The following is a 26383-nucleotide window of genomic DNA, read 5'->3' as shown; positions in this document are numbered from 1 at the left end:
AGCTGGGTAGGAAGGGACCATCGGGTCTTCCCCGCCCGCTCGACACGTGCGAGGTTAGGGGGACCAGCGGTGACAGGGTGGTGACCATGGGCGAGGATGTCGGCGTACGCACCTTCAGCCGGGAGGACCGGGCCCGCTACCGGGACAAGGTCCGCCGTTGCCTGGACGTCTTCGCCGAGATGCTCCGTGAGTCGCGGTTCGACATCGACCGCCCGCTGACGGGGCTGGAGATCGAGCTCAACCTGGTCGACCAGGAGTCGATGCCGGCGATGCGCAACGCCGACGTGCTGGCGGCGATCGCCGACCCGAGTTTCCAGACCGAGCTGGGCCAGTTCAACATCGAGATCAACGTGCCACCCCGCCGGCTGACCGGCAGCGGCACCGCCGAGTTCGAGGAGAACGTGCGGGCCAGCCTCAACGCCGCCGAGGAGAAGGCCCGGGCGATCGGCGCGCACATGGTCATGATCGGCATCCTGCCGACGCTGCGTCCCGAGCACCTGACCGCCGAGACCCTCTCGCACAACCCCCGGTACGCGCTGCTCAACGAGCAGATCTTCGCCGCCCGGGGCGAGGACCTGCCGATCGCCATCAGCGGGGTGGAACGGCTGGCGGTCACCGCCGACACGATCACCCCGGAGGCGGCCTGCACCAGCACCCAGTTCCATCTCCAGGTCAGCCCGGCCCAGTTCGCCGACTACTGGAACGCCGCCCAGGCGATCGCCGGCATCCAGGTCGCCCTCGGCGCGAACGCGCCGCTGCTCTTCGGCCGGGAGCTGTGGCGGGAGACCCGCATCCCGCTGTTCCAGCAGGCCACCGACACCCGGTCCGAGGAGATCAAGGCGCAGGGCGTACGGCCGCGGGTCTGGTTCGGCGAACGCTGGATCACCAACGTGTTCGACCTGTTCGAGGAGAACGTCCGCTACTTCCCGGCGCTGCTGCCGGTGTGCGCCGCGGAGGACCCGGCGCAGGCGTTGGCCGCCGGTGAGGTGCCGACGCTCGCCGAGCTGCGGTTGCACAACGGCACCGTCTACCGGTGGAACCGGCCCGTGTACGACGTGTCGCGCGGCCGGCCGCACCTGCGGGTGGAGAACCGGGTGCTGCCCGCCGGGCCCACCGTGCTGGACACCATCGCCAACGGCGCCTTCTACTTCGGACTGGTCCGGGCCCTGGCCGAATCGGACCGGCCGTTGTGGTCGCAGATGTCGTTCAGCGCCGCCGAGGAAAACTTCACCAGCTGCGCCCGGTACGGCATCGACGCGCAGGTCTTCTGGCCCGGTCTCGGCTACCTGCCGGTCACCGAGCTGGTGCTGCGCCGGCTGCTGCCGTTGGCGCACCACGGCCTGGACCGCTGGGGGCTCGATCCGGGCGAGCGTGACCGGTTGCTCGGCATCATCGAACAGCGCTGCCTGACCGGCCGCAACGGCGCGACGTGGCAGGTGGAGACGCTGCACCGGCTGGAGTCCGCCGACCACCTGGACCGGCCGGCGGCGCTGCGCGAGGTGGTGCGGCACTACGTGACGCTGATGCACAGCAACCGGCCGGTGCACGAGTGGCCCATTCCCTAGGCGGGCGTCACTCCCCCGGTCCGTCCCAGGGTGACGGGTCGTCGCGCAGCCGGCTGTAGAGGTACCCGTCGCGCCACCGCCCGGCCCGAAACTCGCAGGCCCGCACGACGCCTTCGAGCTGGAAGCCGGCCTTCTCCAGCGACCGCTGCTCGGCGACGTTCTCCGGGTGGGTGCCGGCCTGGATGCGTTGCGCCGGGCTGTGCTGGAACAGGTAGTCGCAGAGCAGCGCCTGGGCTCGCCAGCCGATGCCGCGCCCGCGCCACGCCGGCAGCAACACGATCCCGATCTCCCAGTACGACGCCCTGCCGCTGTAGCACCCGGAGACGTAGCTGACCAAGCCGGCGGCGGCCTGGTCCGGCTCGACCTGGACGATGAGCCGCCCGTCGTCGGCGCCCAGCCAGCCGTCGGCGGCGAACCGCCGCGCCGGTGCGCCCGGGTCGCGGAAGCCGGACCAGTCCAGCCCGATCAGCCCCGGCTCGGTGCAGAACCGTCGGAACATCTCCAGGTCGGCCTCGGCGACCGGCCGCAGTCGCACCGTGGGTTCCCCGCCCGCGTACGGCGCGCCGGGCGTTGACTGTCGCTCGTTCTCCACCGCGGTGGCGGCAGGGACGACGCGGCCGGGGCCGTCAGCGGTTGTCATGTGCGGCGACCAGGCGCTTCGGTGCCCGGTTGCGCCAGGCGTGCTCGATCAGCTCCCGCATGCGCTCCTCGGTGACCTTGGACAGGTCGACGCGGAGGCCGACGAAGATCCGGCCGTTCCGCCACACCTCCTCGTAGATGTCCGGCTGATCCTCGGCCACCGTGCTGGCCTCCGCCTGCCCGACACAGACGATCGCGTGCGCGTCGCCCCTCTCCAGATGAGCGAGGAGCTTGTCCGCGACGCGGAAGCCGGGCAGCCGGAAGTGCGGTTTCTCGACGACCTCCGGCAGAGCCATCGCGTAGCTACGGAGGTCAGCCAGCCTGATCATGGGTCGAGGACTCCTCGTCGTCGCGGTGGTCGAACCCGTGCTGACGTCAGGTTACGGGTGGCGAGGCCGCCGGCGATGCAACACACGTCCTTTTTGGACCCCCACGGCCATCGACGGGTGTCGTAGGCTGTTGCGGCGCGGACATCGATGTCGATGAGGGGACCGCCTGTGCGTGCTTCCGGAACAGACCGCACCTCCACGTCCGGGGCCCTCGCCCTGTCCCGACGGCACGTGCTGGGTGTCGGGGTCGGCGCCGCCGGCGCCGCGGTGCTGGCCGGCACGGCCGAGGCGGCGTCTGCCGCGCCCGGCGGCCCGAAGCGCGCGTTGCGCGCGCCGGTGCTGGTCCCCGGTGACCGGGTCCGGGTCGTGTCGCCCGGCGGCACTCCCAACCCGGACAACATGGCCCGCGGTGTGGAGATCCTGCGGAGCTGGGGCCTGGAGGTTGAGCTGGGCACGCACGTCTTCGCCAGGTACGGCTATCTGGCCGGCACGGACGCGCAGCGGCTGGCCGACCTGAACGCCGCGCTGAACGACCCCGGGGTCCGTGGTGTCTTCGCCGCCCGTGGCGGCTACGGCACCCAACGGATCGTCGATCGGATCAGTGTGGCCGGGCTCCGTCGCGACCCCCGGGTGGTCGTCGGGTTCAGTGACATCACCAGCATCCACGGCCGGCTCTGGCGCGAGGCCGGGCTGGTCACCTTCTACGGCCCGATGGTCAACTGGAGCGACAGCCGCACCGGCCCGGAGTCGGCCGAGTCGCTTCGCCGGGCGGTGATGACGACCGCACCCGTCACCATCGCCCGGGACCCTGCCGAGACGGCGGCGCCCGTGCTGGTGCCGGGCCGGGCGACGGGTCCCCTGCTCGGCGGTTGCCTCACGCTGATCTCCACCTCGCTGGGCGCCGCGGACGCCCCGAAGTTCGACAACACCATCCTGTTCTTCGAGGACGTGGACGAGGCGCCGTACAGCATCGACCGGATGCTGACCGAGTTGCGCCGGGTGGGTGTGCTGTCCCGGGTCGCCGGGGTGGTGATCGGGCAGATCACCAACAGCGTCGGCGGTCCGAACGAATGGGACGCGGCGGCGGTCCTGAAGGACCGCCTCTACGACCTGGGCGTACCGGTCCTCGGCGGGCTCCGGCTGGGCCACGGCAACGGGCAGCTCACCGTTCCGCTCGGTTCGCGGGCCACGATCGACGCCGTGGCGGGGACGCTGACGGTGGAGCCGGGAGTCCGTCCCCGGTAGCCGGCTGGTCCGAGCCGTCGTGCGGGGCTCGCCGGAGGGCGGGTCCGGGGCGGTGTCCCCGGTAAGCGTGATACCTCAGAGTCATATTTATGACTCACAGTCATTTCCCCAACGAGTACGCTCGCCCGCGGCGACCGCCGGGGCAACAGCCTGGTCGTCGACCTGACCGATCTCGCGGACGGTGTGATGGGGTGTGGCACGGCCGTCTTCCGTCCGAGCCGCGTGGTGGCGCGGGCCGCTCGCGTACCTGTCGTTGATGATGGGTGCCATGACGTCAGTGGGCGCGCAGCGGGTGCGGGATGCGAACGGCGCGACGCACAGTCCGGTGGAGCAGCGACTGATCGAGTCCGTCGCCTGCGGCGAGGTGCTGGATCTGGCCGGTGACGGGCCGGTCGGTGTTGCGGCGATGCGGTCCTGGGGCGACGACCGGACGATCTCGGCTTCGGTCATCCGTGACCTGGTCCGCGGCCGGGTGGTCGACGAGCCCGACCCGCACGGCCTGCGGCTGCGCGGAGCACGGATCGCCGGCCAGATCGATCTGGAGAACATCGCCAGTGAGCTGGCGCTGGAGCTGCGCGACTGCCTCCTGCCCAGCGGCGTGAATCTCCGCAACGCCCGGCTGGCAGCGGTGGCCCTGACCGGGTGCCGCATCGAGCAGGCGCCCGGTTCCGCGGACGCGGCACTCGACGCCACCCGCTGCACCGCGTGGGTGCTCGCACTCGACGAAAGCACGGCCACCGCTGATGCCGCCGCCGGCACCGTTCGGCTCGCCGGCGCACGCGTCGGCACGTTGGACTGCCGCGGAGCGCGGTTGGACAACAGCTCGGGCCCCGCCCTGGACGCCGACGGCCTCCGGGCCGACCAGAGCGTGTTCCTCAATGACGGGTTCGCCGCCAGCAGTCCCAGCGCACGCGGCACCGTCCGGCTGCTCGGCGCCCGCATCGGCGGGCAGCTCAACTGCCGTGGGGCACGGCTGGAGAACACCGCCGGACCGGCGCTCAACGCCGACAACCTCCGGGTCGACCAGGACGTGCTGCTGTCGAACGGCTTCACCGCCAGCAGCGCCAGCGAGCAGGGCACCGTCCGGCTGCTCGGTGCCCACATCGGCTCGTTGAGCGCCGGCGGTGCGCGGCTGACGAACACCGCCGGACCGGTCCTGGACGGCGACGTCCTCACGGTCGACCGGGACGTGGCCCTGGACGACGACTTCACCGCCACCAGCACCAGCGAGTGGGGCACCATCGGCCTGGCCGGCGCACACATCGGCGGAATCCTGGCCTGCGGCGGCGCGCGACTGGAGAACACGATCGGCCCCGCCCTCGACCTCAGCAGCGCCCGGGTCGATCAGGACGTGCTCCTGGATGACGGATTCGACGCCACCAGCGGCGGTGACGAGGTGGCGGTGCTGGCGCTGGCCGGAGCGAGGATCGCCGGCGGTCTCCGCTTCGACACCGATCGGATGACGCGCACGGCGCGCGGTCCAGGACCGCTGATCGAACTGGACGGGCTCACCTACAGCGGCCTGCCGCGCCCCGCGTCACTGCCGGGCTGGTTGACCCTGCTGCGCGAGCACACGCCCCGTTACAGCGCCCAGCCCTACCAGCACCTTGCCGCCGCCTACCGGGCCGTGGGCCACGACCGCGACGCCCGCACCGTCCTCATCGCCCAACGCCGCGATCAGATCCAGCGCGCCGGGCTGACCATCGCCGAACGAGCGTGGGGTCGTCTCATCGGCATCACCCTCGGCTACGGCTACCAGCCCTGGCGTGCCCTGCTCATGCTCCTCGCCGCACTGGCGCTCGCCGTCACCCTCAGCGTCGTCGGCGGCCACCACGGCGGCCTCGCGCAGAAGCCGGCGACCAGCGCTGCCGCCGCCTGCACGACCATCGACCAGATCGGTGTCGGCCTCGACCTCGGCACCCCACTGCTCAGGACCGGCGCCCGCGACCGCTGTCAACCCACCGACGCCGCCGCCGGTCAGATCCTCACCATTGCCGGCTGGATCCTGCAACTGCTCGCCTGGAGCTTCGCCACCCTCTTCATCGCGGGCTTCACCAGCGCGGTCCGCAAGACCTGACCTGCGCGGCCTGCGGGCGCGGCTTTGCGGGGTGCTCAGCCGCGCGGGGTGGGAACTCCGAAGAGATCGGTGATGCCGCCGGGAAGCTGCGCGAGCAGGTCGTGACGCTGGTCGTCGTCGAGCGCCTCGGCCACCGTACGCAACACCGCCTGGGCGTGTTGACGTACCTGGTCCGCGTTCGCGACCTGCTCCCGGTCACCGACGTGCTTCAGGAACTCGCCGACGTCCCACCGACGGCCCTGCGGGTTACGGGTGACCGACGCGTCCAACCCCTCCGGTAGCTGTGCCGCGAGGTGGTCGGCCTCCTGTCCGGCGAGTCGTTCGCCGAGCACCGACAGGACGGCCTGGATGGACCGCACGGCCTCGTTCTCGCCGAGGTCCGCGCGCTTCCGTACCGTGGCGATCATCTGCTCGTACTCCATGACCCGCTCCTTCCGTCTTCTCGGCCGGCCGTCAGGCCTACCGGCGGACGAACGGGGCGAGTTCCCAGGCTCCCTGACCGCAAACGGGCTCACCCGTCGACCCGGACACCCGGCCGTCGGGCGGGAAGGACCTCGCATCTCGCCGCGAACCATGCGGATCAGCCGGTCGAGGATGCGGCGCTGCGGAAGGTGCGGCGGTAGGCGTCCGGAGGCACTCCGACGGTGCGGTGGAAGTGTCGGCGCAACGTCGCCGCGGTTCCCATGCCGGCCGCCTCGGCGATGGCATCGATGCTGTCGTCGGTGTTCTCCAGCAGCTCCTGCGCCCGGCGGATCCGCTGCGTCGACAACCAGTGCAGCGAGGTGGTGCCGGTCGCCGACCTGAAGTGGCGGGCCAGGTTGCGCGAACTCATGTTCGCCTTGCGGGCGAGGTCCTCGACGGTCAACGGTCGGTTCAGCCGTTCCAGCGCCCAGGGGAACAGGTTGGCGAGCGGATGGTCGTCGCGGGCGGGCACCGGGGTGGTGACGTACTGGGCCTGCCCGCCGGCGCGATGCGGCGGCACGACCAGGCGGCGTGCGACGGCGTTGGCGACCGTCGAGCCGTGGTCGCGGCGAATCAGGTGCAGGCACAGGTCGATCGCGGCGGCTTTGCCGGCGGAGGCGAGCACGGTGCCGTTGTCGACGTAGAGCACGTCCGGGTCGACCTGCACCCGGGGATAGCGGGCTGCCAGCGCCTCGGTGTGGGCCCAGTGCGTGGTCGCGCGCAGCCCGTCCAGCACCCCGGCGGCGGCCAGCACGAACGCACCCGTGCACAGCGAGACCATCCGAGCGCCCGCCTCGGAGGCCGCGCGGACGGCGTCTAGCAGCTCGGGTGGTACGTCCGCGTCGATGTCCTCCACGGCCGGGATGATCACCGTGTCGGCCCGGGCGAGCCGGTCCAATCCGCCGTCCGGCTCCATCCGGAACCGGCCGATCCGGACCGGGCCGGGGCCGCAGACTGCCACGTCGTACCACGGGTCCGCCTGGCCGGAGGGGTCACGGACGAAGACTTCGCAGGCCATGGCGAGCTCGAAGTGCAGCATTCCGTCGGTGGCGGCGATCGCGACAGTGGCCATGTCCGAAAGTGTACGGGGCATGGCGTTCCCGACACTGGTCCGAGGCTCACCGCTGCGGGAGGCTCTTCTCAGTCGATCTTCGAGGGGAACGTCAAATGAGTCGGAACGTTGCGGTCTTCGGTGCGTACGGGCACACCGGGCGGTTCGTGGTGACGGAGTTGCGCGATCGCGGGTTCGTCCCACTTCTTGTCGGTCGCGACGAGGGCAGGCTTCGGGCGTTGGCGGCGTCGGGGCTCGAATACCGGGTAGCGTCGGTCGACGATCCGGCCTCGCTCGACCGGGCGTTGAAGGGCGCGGCCGCGGTCGTCAACTGCGCCGGCCCGTTCGCCTCGACCGCGGCCCCCGTGATCGAGGCCGCGCTACGCGCCGGGATCCCGTACGTCGACGTGGCCGCCGAGATCGAGGCCAACGTCGACACGTTCACGCACTTCACCGACCGCGCGCGGGCCGCCGGCGTCGCGGTGGTTCCGGCGATGGCCTTCTTCGGCGGACTCGGCGATCTGCTGGTGACGACGGCGATGGGGAACTGGACGGCGGCCGACGAGGCGCACGTCGCGTACGGACTGAGCAGCTGGCACCCCACGGCCGGGACGCTTGCCGCCGGCGCCGTCTCCCGGGAGCGGCGCGACGGTCGGCGTGTCCGCTACACCGGTGGCCGGCTGGACTACGTCGAGGCGGGTGACCTGCCGAGGCTGGAATGGGACTTCCCCGCTCCGCTGGGCCGCCGGCCCGTCCTCGGGGAGTTCACGATGGCCGACGTCGTCACGGTTCCCAGTCATCTGTCCATTCCCGAGGTACGCACGCACATGACCACCGACGCGGCCCGGGACCTGGCCGCTCCGGGCACACCCGCTCCGGCGGTGGTCGACGAGCTCGGCCGGTCCGCGCAGACGTTCATCGTCGACGTCGTCGTGCGATCCGGCGACACGCGGCGACGCGTCGTCGCCAGCGGCCAGGACATCTACGCCATCAGCGCACCCCTCGCCGTCGAGGCGGTCCATCGCATTCTCGGCGGCCGGACGAGGACGAGCGGCGTCGCCTCCGCCGGCGCGATCTTCGACGCGCCCGACTTCCTCCGCGCGCTGTCCGCGCACATCTCGCTCGACATATTCTGACCGGCCACCGGAACCTTCTCCCCCGCCCGTTGGTGGGACTGGTGGAAGAAGGGGGGTGGCGGTGTCCGACGGTGATCTGATCTCCGAGCTCTACGCCGGCTGTTTCCGGCGCCTGGTGGTTCAGCTGTACGCGGTGACGGGCGACCTGAACGAGGCACAGGAGGCGGTCCAGGAGGCGTTCACCAAGGCGCTGGCCGCGCCCCGGCGCTTCGCCGAGCTGGAGAACCCGGAGGCGTGGCTGCGCCGGGTCGCGGTGAACGTGGCCCGCAGCCGGTTCCGGCGTCGGCGCGTACTCGATGGGCTGTTGCGCCGGATCGGCCCGCCGCCGGCCGTCGCCGACCACTCGCCGGAGCACCTGGCCCTGCTCGCCGCGTTGCGCGGGCTGCCCGAGGGGCAGCGGCAGGCCCTGGCCCTGCACTACCTCGTCGACCTGCCGGTGGACGAGGTCGCCGCCACGTTGGGCGTCTCGGCCGGGACGGTGAAGTCCCGGCTCTCCAGGGGGCGGACCGCCCTGGCGGCGCTGCTCACCGACTCCGACGCCACCGACACCACGGAAACCGGGAGGATCGATGCTCGCTCGTGAGTTCTCCGGGTTCGACGTGGAGACGATCGCCGAGGCCGTCCGGCAGCCGCCCCTGGAAGAGTTGCGCTCCACGGCCCGCTTCCGCAGGCAGCGGTCGGTGGCGGTGGTGGCGACCGCCCTGCTCGCGCTGGCCGGCGTGAGCGTCGTGCCGCTCGTGGCGGGGCCGGACCGGGCCACGCCGGCGCGGCCGGCGGAACCGTCGCCCCGCCCCAACCAGTTGAGCGACTTCACGCTGACCGGTCCCGACTCCGGTGTGGACGTGCGGCAGAACGACTGCATCCTGCGGTTCGCTGTCACCGACGACCGGGGCCGGAGCTGGTCGGACTGGGACGCGGCCCGGTTCGAGGGCGCCAGATGCGCGGCCGATCCCACGCCGACGGCGGGCGATCTCGAGTTTTCCGTGCTCAGCGACCGATCCTACCTGGTCAGTGACAGGGGATACTCCCGCCTCTCCACGGACTACGGCCGAACCTGGCGGGAAGCGAACGAGGCGATCGTTGCCGTTCCCACGTTCCCGGCGACGGCCCGGCCGGTCTTTTGCGGGTTCGGCTGTGGAGCGCTACAGGAGGCGCTGGCGGTGGATCCGTCGACCGGGACCGTGTACCGGTTGAGCGGCAAGGCGCCGTCGTGGCGTCCGCTCGCTAACCTCTACCCCAGCCCCGACGGCACGATCTGGGCGGCGTACCAGACGCCGAGCCCCTCCGGAGCGACCGTCGCCCGTAGCTCCGACCGGGGCGCGACCTGGACCACCTGGGAGGTGGGTGAGGACGGCTACGTGATGGCGATCGTGGGGGTCGACGACCGGGAAGGTTACCTGCTGACCCAGAGGGCGGGTGGCGGGACGCGGCTGCTCAGAACGGCGGACGGTGGGAAGACCTGGACCGACACCGGCGCGGACCTGCCGGTCCGGACGCACTGGGACCTCACGGTCGGGTCCGACGGGTCCCTGCTGGCGATCACGCCGAGCGGTGGCACCGGGGCCGAAGGCCGCGCGACGCTGCTGGTCAGCAGGGACGACGGGCGGCACTTCACAGTCGCCCGGGAGTACGGGACGGCCGTCGGATCAATCAGCGTCGCCCCCGGGTACGCCTGGCTCTTCGGCCCGGACGACGGGTCGACGGGTGAGCCGGACCATTTCCTGCTCACCACGGACGCGACCAGCTGGACGCGTTTCACGCTCGCACCCTGAGCGGGCCCGGACGTGTGGCGGCAGCACCGCCACACGTCCGGGCCATTGACAGTCTCCTCATCGGGGGCCTACACAGGAGTTCGACGCCCATCTATGACAACGATGTCATCCGGGTGTCACCACCTCGAAGGAGGGTCCGCCTCATGCCCCGATCAGGCCCGTCCCGTCTGCTCAGCCTGCTGGCGACTGCCATCACCGGCACGTCCGTCCTCGTCGCCGTCGCCGCGCCCGCCGCCGCGGCGCCGCTCAACCTCACCTCGTACGTCAACCCGTTCATCGGCACCGACGACAGCAACGCGCCGAACCCGGTCGGCGGAGGCGCCGGCGGCAGCACCGTTCCCGGCCCGATCCAGCCGTTCGGAATGGTGCAGCTCAGCCCGGACACCCCGACCGCCTCACCGTCGGGGTACCGGTTCAGCGACACCCAGATCGAGGAGTTCAGCCTCACCCACTTCAACGGGGCCGGCTGCGCCAACAACGAGGACCTCGGCATCCTGCCGATCACCGGCGCCCTCGGCTCCTCGCCGGGCACCGCCTGGACGTCGTACCGCGCCACCCAGAACAAGAGCCAGGAACAGGCGAGGCCCGGCTTCTACCAGGCGGTGCTCAGCAACTACGGCAACACGAGGGTCGAGGCCTCGGCCACCACCCGCACGGCGGCGCTGCGACTGACGTACCCGGCCACCACCAGCGCCCGCGTGCTGATCAACCCCAGTCGCAGCGCCACCGGCAGCCGGGCCGGCTCGCTCGCGATCAACGGCTCGACCGTGACCGGCAGCGTCACCGGTGGTGGCTTCTGCGGCAGCTCGAAGACGTACCAGATCTTCTACCGGATGGAGTTCGACCGCGCGCCGAGCGGCACCGGCACCTGGCTCGGTGGCACCGTCACCGCCGGCGGCACCAGCGTCAGCGGCACGAACTCGGGCGGCTACCTCACCTTCGACACGTCCAGCAACGCGGTCGTGCAGGCCAAGGTCGGCATCTCGTTCGTCAGCCAGGCGGGCGCCGCCGCCAACCTGGCCGCCGAGCAGTCCGGCTTCGCCTTCGACACCGTGCGCACCAACGCCGACGCGCAGTGGAACGCCGTGCTGAACCGGATCCAGGCCACCGGAGGCACGGCCGCCGACCTCCAGAAGTTCTACACCGCGTTGTACCGCGTGTTCATCAATCCCAACATCTCCACCGACGTCAACGGGCAGTACCGCGGGTTCGACAACGCCATCCACACCGCGAGCCACCCCGTGTACCAGAACTACTCCGGGTGGGACATCTACCGCTCGTGGGCGTCGCTGATCACCTACCTCGCGCCGCAGGAGGCCGCCGACATCGCCAAGTCGATGGTGCTCGACGGCCAGCAGGGCGGCCTGCTGCCGAAGTGGTCCCACAACCACAACGAGGCGTTCGTGATGACCGGCGATCCCGGGCCGATCATCGTGGACAGCCTCTACCAGTTCGGCGTCCGTGCCTTCGACACCGCCGCGGCCCTGGCGCTGATGAAGAAGAGCTCGGCCGGCGGCACCACCCAGGGCAGCCCGATCCGGGGCCGGCAGAGCGGCTACGTGCAACGCCAGTACATCGACGGCGACCCGTCGGACTCGTTGGAGTACTCGGCGAGCGACTTCGCCGTCGCCCAGTTCGCCCGCGCGCTGGGCGACACCGCCACGTACAACACGCACATGACGCGCGCCCAGTGGTGGCGCAACACCTTCAACACCGAGTCGAGCTACGTGCACCCGCGCAACGCAGACGGCACCTGGCCCTGGCCGCTCGACCCGGCGAGCCAGTCGAACTTCGTCGAGGGCAACGCCTCGCAGTACACGTGGATGGTCCCGTACAACTTCGCGGGTCTGATCAACCTGATGGGCGGGCGGCAGACCGCGATCCAGCGGCTGGACCACCACTTCACCCAGACCAACGGTGGGCAGTCGCAGCCGTACTTCTACATCGGCAACGAGCCGGAGCACGGCGTGCCGTGGGCGTACCACTTCGCGGCGGCGCCGGCCGGCACGAGCGCCGCCGTACGCCGGATCATGAACGAGTCGTTCACCACCGGCCCCGGCGGCCTGCCCGGCAACGACGACCTCGGCGCCACCTCGGCGTGGTTCGTCTGGTCGGCGCTCGGCATGTACCCGCCGACGCCGGGTGCGGACACCCTCGCGCTGCACGGCCCGCTCTTTCCCTCGATGCTGGTCGACCGGCCCACCGGCGACCTGCAGATCACCGCTCCCGCCGCCGGGCAGGGCAACCAGTACGTCCAGGGCCTGTCGGTGAACGGCACGTCGACGCAGCGGCCCTGGCTGCGGTACGCCGACATCGCCGCCGGCGGCACCCTGTCGTACACGATGGGCGGCGCGCCGTCGGCCTGGGGCACCAACCCGGCCAACGTGCCGCCGTCGTTCAATGACGGGTTCACCCCACCGCCGGCGGCCCCGGAGCTGGGCACGAACCTCGCCGCCGGCAAGCCCGCCACCGGCTCCGCCGCCTGCAACAGCACCGAGGGCCCCGACAAGGCGTTCGACGGCAGGCTCGGCAGCGCCAGCAAGTGGTGTTCGCTGGCCGCCGGAACGAAGACCCTCCAGGTCGACCTGGGCGCCAACCAGACGGTGCGCTCGTTCGTCGTCAAGCACGTCGGGCTCGGCGGTGAGACCACCGGCTGGAACACCGCCGACTTCACCATCCAGACCAGCACCGACGGCGCCACCTGGACGACCCGCGCGACGGTGACCGGCAACCGGTCCAGCCGCACCTACCACCCGATCGGGGCGGTCACCGCCCGCCACGTCCGGCTCGCGATCACCACCCCCACCAACAACGGCAACAACGCGGCCAGAATCAACGAGTTCGAGGTGTACGGCGGCGCGACGGCGACCAACCTCGCGCTGAACCGACCGGCCGTCGCCGACTCCCAGTGCGCGAGCACCGAGGGGCCGGAGAAGGCCGTCAACGGCAGCGCCTCGGGCGGCAACACCGACAAGTGGTGCTCGACCGGCGCCAGCAAGTTCCTGCGGATCGACCTCGGCGCCACCCGCTCGATCACCAGCATCCGCGTCCTGCACGCCGGGGCGGGCGGCGAGAACCCGGCCTGGAACACCCGGGACTTCGACCTTCAGGTGTCCCCCGACGCTGCCACCTGGACAACCGTGGCGCCGGTCCGGGGCAACACGGCCGACGCCAGCGAGCATCCGGTCTCGGCCAGTGGCCGGTACGTACGGCTGAACGTGCTCACCCCCACCCAGACCACCGACCAGGCCGCCCGCCTCTACGAGGTGGAGGTGTACGGATCCTGAGCACCCCCGGGGTGGCCGCCTGAGCCGCTCAGGCGGCCTCCCCGCCCCGCCCCGCCCCACCGAGCGCAGGGAGCACACCACCGTGAACGTTCGCATCCTTCCCGCCGTACTGGCCGTCGTGCTCGCCGTCGGCTTGTCCACCGTCGGCGCCGGGCCGGCGGCGGCCGGACAGACCAGCCTGCGGGCCGCCGACCCGAGCGTGATCCGCGTCGGCGGCACCTACATCTCCGTCCAGTCGCTCAACGGCGGCATCGCCGTCCGCCAGGCGGCGTCGACCGACGCGCTGGCCGCCGCACCGGCACGACAGGTGTGGTCGGACACCCGCAACCTGGGCGAGGTCTGGGCCCCGGAGATCGTCACCGACGGCGGCCGCTACTACATCTACTTCTCGGCCGGGCGCGGCCCCGCCCACCGCATGTACGCGATCAGCTCCGCGTCCCCGGCCAGCGGCTACACGGCCGAGCGGCAGCTCGCGCTGCCCGGCGGCAAGTGGGCCATCGACGGCAGCCTGTTCACCTTCAACGGCCAGCGGTGGTTCGTCTGGTCCGGCTGGGCCGGCGACACCAACGTCGAACAGAACATCTACCTCAGCCGGATGAGCGATCCGCTCACCCCGACCGGCAACCGGTTCATCATCTCCCAGCCGCGGGAGAGCTGGGAACGTGTCGTCGGCAACCCGTACATCAACGAGGCCCCGGAGGCGATCAGGGACCCCAACGGGCAGCTCCACATCGTCTACTCCGCCAACGGCAGCTGGAGCAACCAGTACTGCCTCGCCGACCTGCGACTGCGCGCCGGCGGCGACCCGACGTACGTGTGGGACTGGTACAAGTCCAACGGCTGCCTGTTCGGCTCGAACCGGGCCACCATGATGGCCGGCTGGGATCCCACCCTGCACGTCGACGGCCCCGGCCACCACAGTTTCGTGCTGCTCAACGGCGACATCGCCACGAGCCCGCCGGCCGGGCCGAGGTTCCCCCTGATGTTCCACGCCGTGCCCAAGGGCACCCCGTACAGCTGGGCGAACCGCTACTGGTACACCGGCACCTTCTGCTGGTGGGGCAACACTACCTACCGCCGCGCCAACGTGCCCGGCCCGACGACGGACACCGGGTTCAGCATCAAGTTCTTCGAGTGACCGGTACGCCGCAAGGGCCGACGCCGACCAGCGTGGCAGGGACGCGGCGTCGGCCTTCGCGGCCGCCGTGTTACCGTTCGGTCGCGCCCCAGATGGGCCTACCCCCCGGAGGTTGTGGCTACGTCAGCCGCCACGCCGAGATCAACACGACGTACGTGTGTCTCGCGCGGAGTCCGGGGCGTCGGCGCCCTCGGGGCTTTGTCATTCGGTGCGGTTGGTGGACGTCACGGGCTTCCGGCCGGGTCTTCGGATCGACCGGGAAGACGGTACGGGTGACAGTCACGTTCAACCACACCATCATCGCCACGAAGGACAGGAACGCGTCGGCCGCGTTCTACCGGGAGCTGTTCGAGCTGCCCGAGGCACCATCGTGGGGTCCGTTCGTCAACGTCCTGCTCGACGGCGGTGTGCTGCTCCAGTTCGCCGAACCGCCGGTGGACATCCAGATGCAGCACTACGCGTTCCTCGTCGACGACGAACTGTTCGCACGGTGCCTGGCGCGCATCGAGGAGCGTGGCATCACGTACTGGGCCGACCCGCAGATGAAGCGGGAGGGTGAGACCAACACCGAGCACGGCGGGCGCGGGTTCTACTTCTTCGACCCGGCGGGGCACGCCATCGAGATCATCACGCGACCGTACCTGTAGCCGGTCCCGACCGCCGCTGTATCAGGTCCCTCCCGCGGGGGACGGACTTCCCCTGCGGGCGGGGGCCGCCCGGGCCGGGGCGTCGGAAGGATCGGGTGCATGACGCCATCGGCATCGATCGCTCGCCGGAGTGGCCACGGCCTGACGTACGCGGTGCTCGGCTGGGCCGTGGCATACGGGGGCGTACGTCTGGCGTGGACCGTCGGTGAGGCTCCGGATTTCGGCAGGTTCGGGGCGGATCTGCTCGGTTTCACGGGCTGGCGGTCGGTGGCGTTGTGCGTGGCCGCGGGTGGTCTGGCGGTTGCTCTGGAGCGGGTGACGACCTGGCGGCCGGCGCTCGCAGGAGCCGCTTGGACGGTCGTCGGGGCACTGATCGCGGCAGCGGCCATCCTCCTGCCGGAGTTGGTGGGCTTCCTGCTGTTCACGGTCGGCCCGTACTTCGACCCGCTGGCGTTCGCCAGCCGGCTCGGTTGTGTCACCGGAGCGGCCCTGCTCGGCGTGGCCACCGCCCGCTATCAGCGGCGCACCCGGGGAGACTGTCAGGACTGCTGCCGGACGGTCCGACCGGGTTCGCGGCGCTCAGCACCGGCGCGGTGGGCACGCTGGGCCACGTACGCCGCGGTGGCCGGCCTCGTCGCCCGCTTCGCGGCCCAGGCCGTGGTGGGATTCGACGGTCTCACGCAGGACGCCTCCATCATCGGGTTGGAGATCGGCCTGGTGCTGGCAGGAGTCCTGTTGCCGCTGGCCCTGGTACACCGCTGGGGCGAGATCTGGCCGGGGTGGGTGCCGCTGCTCGCCGGCCGCACGATCCCTCGGCTGCTGTTGCTGGTACCCGGCTTCGGGCTCGGGGTGGGCATCGTCGCCTACTTCGGCATGGGGTTGGTGCAGGTGTCGTCGGGATCGGTCAGCGAGTTCTCCGACGCGTTCCTCTGGGTGGCGATGTCGGCGTACTGCGTCCTGGGGCTCGGACTGATCGCGGCGTCCAGCGACTACCACCTCCGCACCCGCGACGCGTGCCAGGCCTGCGGCCGGTGACCGGGTCAACGGCGGAGGCCGTGTCACCGTCCGGTGGTCACTCCACCGACCAGGCGACGCCGGGAGGGCGCACCCGAGCGCACAGCGGCCCGCCGGTGGCATCGGTCAGGCCGACCCGGCCCGCCAGCGTTCCGTTGCCCTCGTGTGCGGCGCGCAGCAGCTCGGTCGGGATGTCCGTGAACATCAACTTCGCCCGCCGGAACATCGCGAAGCCGTCGTCGGTCACCGCGCCCCAGCTCAGATACAGGAACCGCGCTCCGGGGCGGCCATGCACCCACGGTCCGCCGACGTCCAGCACCCCGTCGATCTCCCGGCTGGACACCTCGAAGGACCAGGTCGCCGTCGCCGCGTCGGCCGGCACCTGATCAACCACCTCGGCCTTGCGCTGGACCCCGACGTGCACGTTGCCGAGCCGCAGCGCGTCGGCTTCCGCACCGGCCCGCCGCCCCGGCAGGTCGCTGCCCTCGATCCGGATCCGCACTCCACCGACCCTAGTACGGCCGCGTCGTTCGATATTCCGCTGCTGAGAACGGGTGACGTGGCGGGATTGTCCTAGCGCTGCGTGCTCGTTGGCGGGGTGCCGGGCGCCAGGGCTCGCCGCGAGGCGGATCCGGGGGTCATGTCCCAAGTGAGCGTGATACCTCACAGGCATATTTATGACTCACAGGTATATCCCTAACGACCACATCCACCCGCAGCGGCCTTGGCCGCGGCCAGCGCAAAGACCGGCGCCCGCGACATCTCACCAGCGCGGTTCGCAAGACCTGACCCACACGCTGACCTGGTCCGTCGGCGGCGGCCCTGTGGGTTACGGGTGACAGGCGCGTTCGGCCGCCCCGGTACCTGTGCGGCAGCCGCCGTTCGAGATTCCGCTGGCGGGAGTGCGGCGCGCCCTACCAACCGGCCGACGAGACGGTCCCGCCGGCCACCGCGAAGCTCACCAGAATCGCGCCGGCCAGCGGCACGGCCACCGCGACGGCGAGCGCCCGCCGACGAAGCGATCCGCCGGTCAGCGCCACGATCAGCAGGCCCAGCGCGAGGTCGATGGCCACGTTCCACCACGCGCCGGCCGGATGGTCGGGGTCGGTCGCCTTGCGAGCGAAACGGGCCGCCTCCTCGAAGAACACGGCGGCGGGCAGCGCCATCCCGACGATCTGCCGCCACCCCGCGCCGCGCGCCCAGGTGCCGGCGGTGCCGAAGACCACTCCGGCGAGTACGCCGAAGAACATCCAGACCAGCGACGTCGGCGCCCAGAGCACGGCGAGGTCGTCGCCTTGCAGGAGTGCCGCCGCGAGGTAGTAGCTGGGCACCGCGACGACGAGCAGGAATGCGGCGCCGAGTGCGGAGCGCAGCCGCCCGGACCGCACCCAGTACCCGAAGGAGAAGGCGGCGACCGCCCAGGTGGCGGTGGAGTTGCCGAGTTCTGCCAGGGGAAACGGCAGCCACTTGATCCAGCAGAAGTCGAGAAAGCCGAGCAGGAATCCGCCCACCACGGAGGCGAGCGCCACCGTGCGGTCACCAGGTCGCATGGCCGCAGAGCATACCGAGTATGCCCTGCGGACCTGGTCGGCCCTTCGTCCGCGCGACCGGCCCTGGTGATGTTGTCGGTACCGGCGCCCGGCCTCGCGCCGGACGCCGGTACCGGTCAGGTCAGGCCCGGGTGGCGGGACAGAAACGTGTCGTCCACCCCGACCCAGCAGCACCACGTGCGAACTGCGTTCACGGGCTTCACCTCCTCGGTCGGGCCAGGGATCTGCGGGCAAACCATCGACCCGGCCGCGATGCCGGCCAGTCAATCAACCGTCGTCGTCCTCGCCGTACTCGCCTCGGATGGGCAGGTAGTAGGCGGGGAGGAAGCCGGCGATGATGACGACGCCGGCGATCGGCACGAACGCGCCGACGAGGATGCCGGAGCCGATCCAGAGCAGCGCGAGGGCGAATCGGCGGCCGATGGCCCGGGCGGCGAAGGGGCCGAGGCTGGGGTCCAGCAGTTCGGCGCGGCGGAGATGGGCCCACGTGACGTTGAACAGGGCGGCCGCCGTCCACAGTGTGCTGCCGTAGACGACGACCGCCGTGCGTAGGCCCTCCTCCGCGCGCAACGCGCCGGCGAGGAGCGACGTGGAGAACGGCAGGAACGCGATGACCATCAGGAGCAACGTGTTGAAGAACAAGACCCGGTGGTCGACGTGCCGGACACGGTCGAACATGACGTGGTGGTTGACCCACACCTGCCCGATGAGCAGGAAGCTCAGCGCGTACGCCAGGTACGACGACCACAGCGCCCCGAGGCCCCGCAGGAGGTGCCCGAAGTCTGCCGGCGGTTGGATCTCCAGCACGAGGAGCGTCACCGCGATGGCGAAGACAGCGTCGCTGAAGGCCACCAGTCGGCCCGGACCACGTGCGAGCCGCGGGGCGTCGCTCTTGGAACGCATGCCCCAAGTATGCTATTTGTCCGCTTCCGCCGTGCTCGACCGCAGCCCGCGCCGGCCTAGTTCTGCGGTGCCAGGGTGCGCAGGACGCAGAACTCGTTGCCTTCCGGGTCCGCCATGACCACCCAGCTCCGGCCAACGCCCTGGCCCACATCCGTCCTGGTGGCGCCGAGGCCGAGCAGTCTGGTCACCTCGTCCTCGGTGCTGCCGTCGATCGGGCTGACGTCGAGGTGCAGTCGGTTCTTTCCGGCCCTGCCCTCGGGCACCTGGATGAACACCACGGTGGGCGGCATCTGGCGGGCCCGCACATCCTCGACGGTCGGCACCCAGGAGCCGATCTCGACCTTGCCCTCGCCCCGGTCGATCACCTGGAAATCCAGGACCTGGCACCAGAAGGCAGCGAGCCGCTCTGGATCGTGGCAGTCGACGGTCAACTCGGTGAACCTACTTGTCACGACTCTCCCCGATAGTGTGAGCAGGGCTCAAATCATGTCGCCCGTTCGACAGCGCGAGGCTTCGCGCGTCGGCCAGTATCACCTACACGCCCTCGGTCGTTTCACACCGGTCAGCGGTCCCCCACGTCCGGCCACGGACGGCGCATCGGCGCCCAGCGTGCGGAAGGGGCAGGAATGCAACCGACCTGGCTCCTGGCGCTTTCGTGGGCGTCGCTCGCGGTTGGATTCATCAGCCTTGCGACTGTCGTTGCCGACACCTATCTTCGCGGGCACCGCCAGCCGGTCAAGATCATGGAACTCGTCTGGCCGGTGACCGTCCTCTACATCGGCCCGGCAGCCATCCTGCTCTACTGGAACTGGGGTAGGCCCGAGGCATTTTCGCGACCGCAGCACGACGATCCGCTCCGAAGGCCCCGGCGCGGCATTCTCGCCACCAACGTGTCTCGCTGCGGCGCCCATTGCGCTCTCGGCTTCGTCGTCGCCGAGGTCGCCCTGTACGTCATCAAATCCGAGCATGGCCACAAGACGCTGTGGGTCGATTACGCCGGCGACTATCTGACGGCGGTGGCGATAGCTGTTCTCTTCCGATACTTCGGCGCGACGGGCCGCGGCGTCACGAAGATCTGGCCCGCACTGTCAACCGTCGTCAAGGCCGAACTGCTGACCATCACCGCCTTCGAGTTCGCCCTGTTCGCCTGGCTGACGCTGGCGCATCACATCGTCTTTCCGGAGCCACTCATGCGAGCCGACAACCCAACATTCTGGTTCTCGGGCCAGATAGGACTGGTAGCCGGCTACATCGCGGCGTGGCCCACCGCCTCCTGGCAGCTCGGCCGAGGGGTCAAAATCGAACCGAGCCGACGTCCCTACCAGTAGGTGCGGGCACGATTTCCGGTCAGCGCGTGAGGCCGACCAGCGTCGCCAGTCGCGCCACGCCGGCCGGCGCCGGGTGACCCCGGGCAACGTCGGCGATCACGGTACGCGCCAGAGGCCGGCACCGAACCTCGGCCGGCGCGACACTGTCCGCGTCCACGAGGGCGCGTGCGGCGCCGCGCAGGTCACCAACCTGGAGGTACGCCCGCGCGGCATCCACGAGGTACGCGCCCCGATACTCGGCCGGCAGCCGCCGCCACGCCTCCCGCCGGATCACCACCACGTGCCGCTGCACCGCCTCGGCGGCGTCACCCCGCAGGACCGCCACCAGCACCCGCGCCAGCTCGACGACGATCGGCCCGAAGCTGGTCCGGTGCGGGTCGTCGTACACCCGGAGCTGCGCGGCGATCCCCGCGGCCCGATCGGTCAGCTCGTCGGCGCGGCGGGTGTCGCCGCAGCCGGCGGCGGCCAAGGCGGCCTGGAGCAGCAGCGTCCCACCCACGGCCCACTCCCCCGCCGACCGACGCGGCGTCGGTGTTATGCGGTTCGCGGCGGCGAGCGTCGCGGCGAGGGCCAGGCGGTCGCGGCCCGAAGCGCGCAGCGCCTGCCCGACCGACACGGCCGCCGTCGCCGCGAGGACCGGATCGTCGCCCGCCACGGCCATCGCCCGGTCGGCCGCCAGCCACCCGAGGTCGGCCTCGCCGAGCTTCACCAGCACCGACGAGGTGATCCGGTACGCCTGCACCAGCAGCTCCGCTGACTGCGCGCCCTGGGCGGCGTCGAGCAGACCCGGCAGCACCCGCACCAACTGCGCGTAGTGCGCGTGCTGGTAGGTCAACCAGGCGTGCCCGACCTGCCTTCGCAGCTCTTCAGTTGTCTGGGCTGGGGCTTGTGGAGTGTCGTAGCGGGCGAGAGCGGCCCGGATGTCGTCCACCCCGTCCGGCGTGCCAGCAGGCGTGCTCCGAGGCTGGCCGAGCAGCACCTCCGGCTCGACCCGCAGCACGTGGGCCAGCTCCTGGATCACCGAGTACCGGTCCAGAGTGCGGACGCCTCGCTCGACCTTGTCCACCCAGCTCTTCGACCTGCGGAGCCGGTCGGCCAGCATCTGCTGGGTCATCGACCGCCGCACCCGCCAGCGTGCCACCCGGCGGCCGATCGGCAGGTCATCGCTGGCCACGCCGCCACCGCCGGTCCGGGACCGCGCGGGTCGTGTCCTCCACCGGTACGCGCTTCGCCTCGGCTTGGGCGAGGAGGCGTTGTTTGGCGGCTTCTCGCTCGGCAGCTTCGGACTGCTCGCCCTTGTTTGCCGACTCGTCGTTTTGCATGCCCACCTCCATCGAACAGCGGGCGCGGCATCAGTCTCTGAGTAGCACCAACGCCGTCACCCACCGTCATCGTCTATGTGACGATCGGTGGCGGACCAGGCGAAACGCGTCCGTTACGGCATAGCGGACAGTCGAAGATGGTGGACAGCCTCGGTCACCTGGCGGGCGAGTTCTCGGGACGCCGTGGCCAGGGCAATGGCGTCTGCCGCCGCCAGGGTTTCGCGGGCCGCCGCCGCATCCCCGGCCTGCGCCTGAGCGACGGCGAGATGCACCAGGTTGCGGCCGTGCCATTCTGCGCCGCCGGCGTCCTCGCTGACGCCTGCGACACCGGCCGTCAGCAGTTCCAGCGCGTGATCGTTCGCACGACTGTCCTCAGCACCCAAGTAACGCCAGACACTGCCCTGTTGAACAGCGAAAAACGATGGTGTGTACCAGTAGCCCCAAGGGGACAATGGTTCCTCTGCCGCCTGACCCGAGAGGTCCAACGCCTCCGACAGCCGCGCGAGTACGTCTGCGCTAGCTGCTCCAGCCATGGCTAGCCCCCTGGCCTCCTGCCCTGCACAGTAAGCGCGCAGCGCCGTGTTCACCGTCTCGTCCCGCCGTGACTCCCGCGACAACTCGATCATGGTCGGCAGGTCGTGCCGCAACTCTGCCTGGTGCCCCTGAAAGGACAGCACGGTGGCGATCAGATCCGTGTTGCCGGCCTCAGTGGCCCATCGCAAGGCCCTTGCGTTCCAGGCTGTGGCAGCGCGCTCCTCACCCCGGGCGATGCTCAGCCAGCCCGCGAACTGTGCCCACTGCCCAGCAACGTCGATGATCCGCGGCCGCAGGTCGTCTCGAGCTTCCCGCAGCAGACCGGTCACAGTGTCGAGGTGGGCACGAACCGGCTCCATGATGGGGCCCGGCCCGATGGCATCCTCTAGGCGGCGGTAGCCGGCCAAAAGTCCGGCAAGCGCTTCGGCGGCAGCACGGTCGACCCGGCGCGGGCACGCCGCCACATACGCCAAACGCTCAATATCAGCAGGAGCATCGACGACCAGCGCAGCCAAGGCGCCGTGCGCATCAAGGACGTCATCGAGTCGGGTGGCGATGCCCACAGTCGGCTTCGTCTGCCCCGCTTCTAGCTGGTGGATCAGACTCTTGCCGTAGTTGACTGCGGCGGCGAGTTGCCGAAGGGACAAGCCCCGCTCTTCCCGAAGTCGCCGCAGCTCAGCAATGAAACGTGAATCGACGATGGTGTTCGCGCGTGGAGGCACGGCAAGGCTCCTACCTCAGACGACCATGGTGATCACTAAGCAACAGTCGGTCGCCCATCCACCGTACTCCTTCAGCACGATCGAGGTTGTCCACGATAACGGCCGGATCTGGCAACCTGGTGGCCGATAAGACCGGCGATCCCTCTACCCGTTGGCAATCCAACTACAAGTCGCCAGTCACATGAACCCTGCGACGGCCCGCTGCAACGCGGCCACGGCCGCCAAACCGGCTGACTTTGCTGGCCGTGAGGTGCTGCCGGAACTTCAGTCTGACCGATACCATCCTCAGAACCGTTGGCACTCTCGCCGGGAAGGTGACGCGGAGTCATGGTCAAAGAAAAAGTGCAAAAACTTCCGCGACGAACTCTTGAAAAGGTACACCTCGGACAATCGTTCGCGGAATACGATACCACTCTGCGTCAACGGGATGTCTTCGTTCATACTCCCGCGCTCAATGCCGCGGCCGACTTCCACAATCCGCACTGCTTCTTCGTGGGCCGCCGGGGAACTGGGAAGACCACGATCACCCGGTATATCGACTCAACGATGTCGAACGTAATCGTAATTCGCCCCGAAATATTTTCGCCCAGCAGCTCTCTACTTTCCCTCGACAAATTCAGAGACGCGAAGCAGCGCCCCTTCAAGTCGCTCGTTGCAGCCTTCAGACGCAGCCTACAGGACGAGGTGTTATTCACCTGGCAGGAGGCGAGCGGGATTCACTCGCGTTCCCTGTCTTCCACATTAGTAGAAGAGATCGAAGAGACCGGGGATCTGGATTTCGATCTGCGGGCCTTGACCTTTATAGAAGAACTAACAAAGCCCCTGGCCGAGAATGATGACAAGGAATGGGTCCGCGCAATCAAGAGGCCGAAGTTGATTGCAAAGGCTATGGAATCAGAGGGGGTGGGCCGTTCGCCATATAGCGTGCTCCTCGATGCCATCGATGAGTCCTGGGACGGGAGTGAGCAGGCCGTCGTCTATCTGGCCGCGATGATGCATGCATGCGTGGAAATTAACAGCAACATGTCAGGTATGCGGGTTCTGATGTTTCTACGCGAGAACATTTTCGAGCGGGTGCGGATCGTTGACAGCGAGTTTGCCCGTCTCGAAACCTGTGTTGTTGGACTTGACTGGAGCAGGGAGCAGCTTCTTGAGATGGTAGAACGGCGTTTAAATGCTCCACTGACCGCAAAATACCCCCTCAACGGCTTAACCTGGAATCTCTTCTTCGAGGAGGGCCAAGATGCACAGGATCACGTTTTTACACTGTGTCAACATCGGCCCCGCGATGTGCTCACCTATACTGGCCTCGCTCTCGACACAGCGCAGTCCCACAAGCACGAACAGGTGCTGATTGAGGACCTACAGGACGCGAGGCGGAGATTCTCCACCAGTCGTCTGGACGACCTAGGAGACGAATATCAGGAGAACTATCCGCAGATATCGCTGGTACTCGGGAGATTCTATGGGCTCGGTCAACGGTGGACTCTCGGAGGAATGGGCGCATTCCTTACGCGGTTGATGCATGATGCAGAGGTTGAGAGTGCCTGCAAGTCTTGGCTATACGAACATTCAGACCCACAGATTTTTGTGCGACTCCTCTACAATATCGGATTTTTAGGCTTGGAGCAGAAGAAGCGATCAGGCCAAGATAAGCAAATTGTCTATCGCTCTCTGGGCCCTCGCGATACGACGCCACCCCCCGTCACCACTTCGACCGATATGGTCATACATCCGAGTTACTGGGAGGCTTTAGATCTTCGCGATCTGCTTGTTCGCAACTTCGCGAGTGATGAGCAGTTCCAGAAGGTCGGCCTCTTGACTGAACTTCCCGGAGCTCTTGAATTCAGTGAATACCAAGCAAAGCTTGACAGTCTCATTGAGCAGCTCAAGGCGCTGCCGACGGGGAATGAAGACGCTACTGCATTCGAAGAACTGGTCGGCGAGGTTATCAAGCTCTGCTTCTTCCGAGTCCTAGATAATGTGGTTAGCCAGGTTCGGGACGCAGACGGCACCATCAGACGCGACTGGGTCGCCAGCAACCGGGCCCAAAGCGGATTTTGGGAACTTGTTAAGACCCGATACCTAGCGAGCCAAGTGATCTTTGAGTGTAAGAACTACGAAAACCTCAGCGCTAGCGACTTCCACCAAGCGCAGTATTACATCACAAACGCTGCGGGAAGATTGGTGTTTATCTGCTACCGGGGTGAACTGAAGAATCACTACTACGAACATGTAAAGCGAACGAGCCAAGCCAAAGATGGGATCGTACTCTTACTACGCGACAAAGACCTGCTGGTTTTCCTTCGGCAAGCTCGGAATGGAAAGCCAAAGGACACGCATCTTTATGAGCGGCTCGACGAGACACAGCGTGCGATTTCTTAAGGGTACGTCTGGTGGTGTTCCCGGCTATCGGGCTGGATTCAACCGAAGCCCCCGCAATGACAACGCCCCCGATGGTGCGAGCCGCACAAAATGTTGTCCGATAGGCGACAGTTGCAGTGAGATTGTTGCGAGATCACGGACCATCCCCAGTGTGAATGACCTCGATAACCAGTCACAACCAGCACGAAACCACTCTTCGAAGTCACAGGAGAGTTCCAAGGTGATAGATGCCCTCCCAGACCTCGAGGTAGCCCAGGAACGGGTAGCCTGGAGGAAGTCAAGGGACCGCCGTGGGGCCCTAATCCTCGCAGTCGTGGTTATATCGATCTCACAGATCTTGAGCTTCGCATTCTTCTACATGAACAGGCCTAGCGGGAACGTCAGTAGCGCTTTTGGGATATGGACCAACAACTTCTTTAACGCCTACGAGTCCGGCCCTGCCAGCTTGCTTTGGTCTTTCGTCGGAATCACCATTGCGCTCCGTATCTATAAGCAACGGTTATCACACTTTAGGGACACGAGGTTACTTTCCAACGCACATCACCGTCTCGAACAGGCGGAAGAAGGGCTCCGAACGGCCAGCGAGGGCGCATCTGAGTCTGACTTCTTCCAGCTATGGAACGTGAACCAGAAGCGACTTGATTACTATCATGAAATAGCGACCGCCCAGGCTCGCCAAAGTTTTCGGAACGCACAATACGCGATGATAGTAGGTTTCGCCGTAATTGTGGTTGCAGCAGTAGCTATCGTCCGCGCGCAGAACAGCACCGGAGCCGCAATCGCCGGGGCGCTCGGTGCGGTCGGGGCGGGACTCGCCGCTTACGTAGGTCGAACGTTCGTTAAGGCGCAAGAAGAATCTGCGAATCACCTCCGCTCCTACTTCGCCCAGCCACTCGAACTGTCGAGGTATCTGATCGCCGAAAGATTGCTGGATAAGGCATCGATCGATTCACGGGATGCGGCAGCTAAGGAGGTAGCGCTCGCGATTCTGCTACCTCACCATTCAACCACCGCTGGAGCAGCATCAGAAGATGTCTAGACGCCTGGCCGCCGCCAGGCTCGAGTTAACTGGAACGGCGTATTGAAGGCATGAGGTTAACAACGAACTTTGTGGGCTACCACTATCGCTACCTCCACCGAGGAAATAGGTCTTCCATACGCGTAACACCTCAAAGCGACACGATCGCCGCGGTCTCCGCCGGCAGCTCGATCCGGTCCCGCATCACCGTGACCCCCTCCCCCGTCGCCAACAGCACCCGCCGCGCAACCCCAGGCAG

General features: G+C 68.6%; 24 protein-coding genes. 13 read left to right on the top strand and 11 right to left on the bottom strand.

Annotated features, from left to right (window positions below):
* Positions 1-86: 86 nt before the first annotated feature.
* Positions 87-1565, top strand: coding sequence for a glutamate--cysteine ligase (locus EAD89_RS02695; protein WP_121653021.1), 1479 nt, complete (start codon positions 87-89; stop codon positions 1563-1565).
* Positions 1566-1572: 7 nt separating this feature from the next.
* Here EAD89_RS02695 and EAD89_RS02690 read toward each other — a convergent pair whose 3' ends face one another.
* A complete protein-coding gene (locus tag EAD89_RS02690) occupies positions 1573-2205 on the bottom strand; it encodes a GNAT family N-acetyltransferase (RefSeq protein WP_121674566.1) in 633 nt (210 codons plus the stop codon).
* Positions 2192-2533, bottom strand: coding sequence for an MmcQ/YjbR family DNA-binding protein (locus EAD89_RS02685; RefSeq protein ID WP_121674565.1), 342 nt, complete (start codon positions 2531-2533; stop codon positions 2192-2194). Before EAD89_RS02685 ends, EAD89_RS02690 begins: the two co-directional genes overlap by 14 nt.
* Positions 2534-2857: 324 nt before the next feature.
* Between EAD89_RS02685 and EAD89_RS02680 the strand changes: the two genes are divergently transcribed.
* Positions 2858-3778, top strand: coding sequence for an LD-carboxypeptidase (locus EAD89_RS02680; protein ID WP_233578130.1), 921 nt, complete (start codon positions 2858-2860; stop codon positions 3776-3778).
* Positions 3779-4046: 268 nt separating this feature from the next.
* Complete coding sequence (locus tag EAD89_RS02675; RefSeq protein ID WP_147458738.1) at positions 4047-5855, top strand: hypothetical protein; 1809 nt, start codon at positions 4047-4049, stop codon at positions 5853-5855.
* Positions 5856-5890: 35 nt separating this feature from the next.
* Here the strand turns inward: EAD89_RS02675 and EAD89_RS02670 are convergent, their stop codons facing one another.
* Positions 5891-6277: a DUF2267 domain-containing protein gene (locus tag EAD89_RS02670; RefSeq protein ID WP_158609771.1), complete on the bottom strand. Its 387-nt coding sequence runs from the start codon at positions 6275-6277 to the stop codon at positions 5891-5893.
* Positions 6278-6435: 158 nt separating this feature from the next.
* On the bottom strand, positions 6436-7389 hold the full coding sequence (locus EAD89_RS02665; RefSeq protein WP_121674562.1) for a helix-turn-helix domain-containing protein: 954 nt from the start codon (positions 7387-7389) through the stop codon (positions 6436-6438).
* A 95-nt stretch (positions 7390-7484) separates the two neighbouring features.
* Between EAD89_RS02665 and EAD89_RS02660 the strand changes: the two genes are divergently transcribed.
* The 7 genes from EAD89_RS02660 to EAD89_RS30375 all read left to right on the top strand — a co-directional run bounded on the left by EAD89_RS02660 (position 7485) and on the right by EAD89_RS30375 (position 16383).
* A complete protein-coding gene (locus EAD89_RS02660; RefSeq protein WP_121674561.1) occupies positions 7485-8504 on the top strand; it encodes a trans-acting enoyl reductase family protein in 1020 nt (339 codons plus the stop codon).
* A gap of 61 nt (positions 8505-8565) precedes the next feature.
* Positions 8566-9087 carry an RNA polymerase sigma factor gene (locus tag EAD89_RS02655; protein WP_121674596.1) on the top strand — a complete coding sequence of 174 codons (522 nt, stop codon included), beginning with the start codon at positions 8566-8568 and terminating at the stop codon, positions 9085-9087.
* Positions 9074-10276, top strand: a complete 1203-nt coding sequence (locus EAD89_RS02650) for a hypothetical protein (protein ID WP_121674560.1) — start codon at positions 9074-9076, stop codon at positions 10274-10276. Before EAD89_RS02655 ends, EAD89_RS02650 begins: the two co-directional genes overlap by 14 nt.
* Before the next feature lie 143 nt (positions 10277-10419).
* Positions 10420-13563, top strand: coding sequence for a GH92 family glycosyl hydrolase (locus EAD89_RS02645; protein WP_121674559.1), 3144 nt, complete (start codon positions 10420-10422; stop codon positions 13561-13563).
* An 82-nt stretch (positions 13564-13645) separates the two neighbouring features.
* Complete coding sequence (locus tag EAD89_RS02640) at positions 13646-14701, top strand: glycoside hydrolase family 43 protein (protein ID WP_233578121.1); 1056 nt, start codon at positions 13646-13648, stop codon at positions 14699-14701.
* A gap of 272 nt (positions 14702-14973) precedes the next feature.
* Positions 14974-15348 (top strand): VOC family protein, encoded by a 375-nt coding sequence (locus tag EAD89_RS02635; protein ID WP_121674557.1) that lies wholly within the window; start codon positions 14974-14976, stop codon positions 15346-15348.
* Positions 15349-15447: 99 nt separating this feature from the next.
* A complete protein-coding gene (locus tag EAD89_RS30375) occupies positions 15448-16383 on the top strand; it encodes a hypothetical protein (RefSeq protein ID WP_158610697.1) in 936 nt (311 codons plus the stop codon).
* Between the two features lie 37 nt (positions 16384-16420).
* Here EAD89_RS30375 and EAD89_RS02620 read toward each other — a convergent pair whose 3' ends face one another.
* From EAD89_RS02620 to EAD89_RS02605, 4 genes are all read right to left on the bottom strand, one after another.
* Complete coding sequence (locus EAD89_RS02620; RefSeq protein ID WP_121674555.1) at positions 16421-16864, bottom strand: DUF5990 family protein; 444 nt, start codon at positions 16862-16864, stop codon at positions 16421-16423.
* 412 nt (positions 16865-17276) lie between these two features.
* Positions 17277-17912, bottom strand: a complete 636-nt coding sequence (locus tag EAD89_RS02615; RefSeq protein ID WP_121674554.1) for a DUF6518 family protein — start codon at positions 17910-17912, stop codon at positions 17277-17279.
* Positions 17913-18179: 267 nt separating this feature from the next.
* Complete coding sequence (locus EAD89_RS02610; RefSeq protein WP_199733388.1) at positions 18180-18815, bottom strand: TMEM175 family protein; 636 nt, start codon at positions 18813-18815, stop codon at positions 18180-18182.
* A 56-nt stretch (positions 18816-18871) separates the two neighbouring features.
* A complete protein-coding gene (locus tag EAD89_RS02605) occupies positions 18872-19267 on the bottom strand; it encodes a VOC family protein (RefSeq protein ID WP_121674553.1) in 396 nt (131 codons plus the stop codon).
* 174 nt (positions 19268-19441) lie between these two features.
* Between EAD89_RS02605 and EAD89_RS02600 the strand changes: the two genes are divergently transcribed.
* Positions 19442-20143, top strand: coding sequence for a DUF4396 domain-containing protein (locus EAD89_RS02600; protein ID WP_121674552.1), 702 nt, complete (start codon positions 19442-19444; stop codon positions 20141-20143).
* Positions 20144-20162: 19 nt separating this feature from the next.
* On the opposite strand, the gene EAD89_RS02595 is transcribed toward EAD89_RS02600, so the two are convergent.
* The 3 genes from EAD89_RS02595 to EAD89_RS02590 form a co-directional block, all read right to left on the bottom strand.
* Positions 20163-21317 (bottom strand): helix-turn-helix domain-containing protein, encoded by a 1155-nt coding sequence (locus tag EAD89_RS02595; protein ID WP_121674551.1) that lies wholly within the window; start codon positions 21315-21317, stop codon positions 20163-20165.
* The gene (locus EAD89_RS30655; RefSeq protein ID WP_199733387.1) at positions 21304-21465 is read right to left on the bottom strand and encodes a hypothetical protein; all 162 of its coding nucleotides are present in this window, start codon (positions 21463-21465) and stop codon (positions 21304-21306) included. The genes EAD89_RS02595 and EAD89_RS30655 overlap by 14 nt, the downstream gene beginning before the upstream one ends.
* Positions 21466-21578: 113 nt before the next feature.
* Positions 21579-22721, bottom strand: coding sequence for a helix-turn-helix transcriptional regulator (locus tag EAD89_RS02590; protein WP_121674550.1), 1143 nt, complete (start codon positions 22719-22721; stop codon positions 21579-21581).
* 327 nt (positions 22722-23048) lie between these two features.
* Here EAD89_RS02590 and EAD89_RS30200 point away from each other — a divergent pair, with 327 nt between their 5' ends.
* Together EAD89_RS30200 and EAD89_RS30195 are read left to right on the top strand one after the other, a co-directional pair.
* Complete coding sequence (locus EAD89_RS30200; protein ID WP_147458737.1) at positions 23049-25106, top strand: transposase; 2058 nt, start codon at positions 23049-23051, stop codon at positions 25104-25106.
* A 151-nt stretch (positions 25107-25257) separates the two neighbouring features.
* Positions 25258-26145, top strand: coding sequence for a hypothetical protein (locus tag EAD89_RS30195; protein WP_147458736.1), 888 nt, complete (start codon positions 25258-25260; stop codon positions 26143-26145).
* Positions 26146-26383: the final 238 nt, after the last annotated feature.

This window comes from Micromonospora sp. BL4 (genome assembly GCF_003667505.1).
Taxonomy (GTDB): domain Bacteria; phylum Actinomycetota; class Actinomycetes; order Mycobacteriales; family Micromonosporaceae; genus Micromonospora.
Note: the sequence above shows the minus strand (reverse complement) of the source record. Positions and strands in the feature narration are given on the sequence as shown.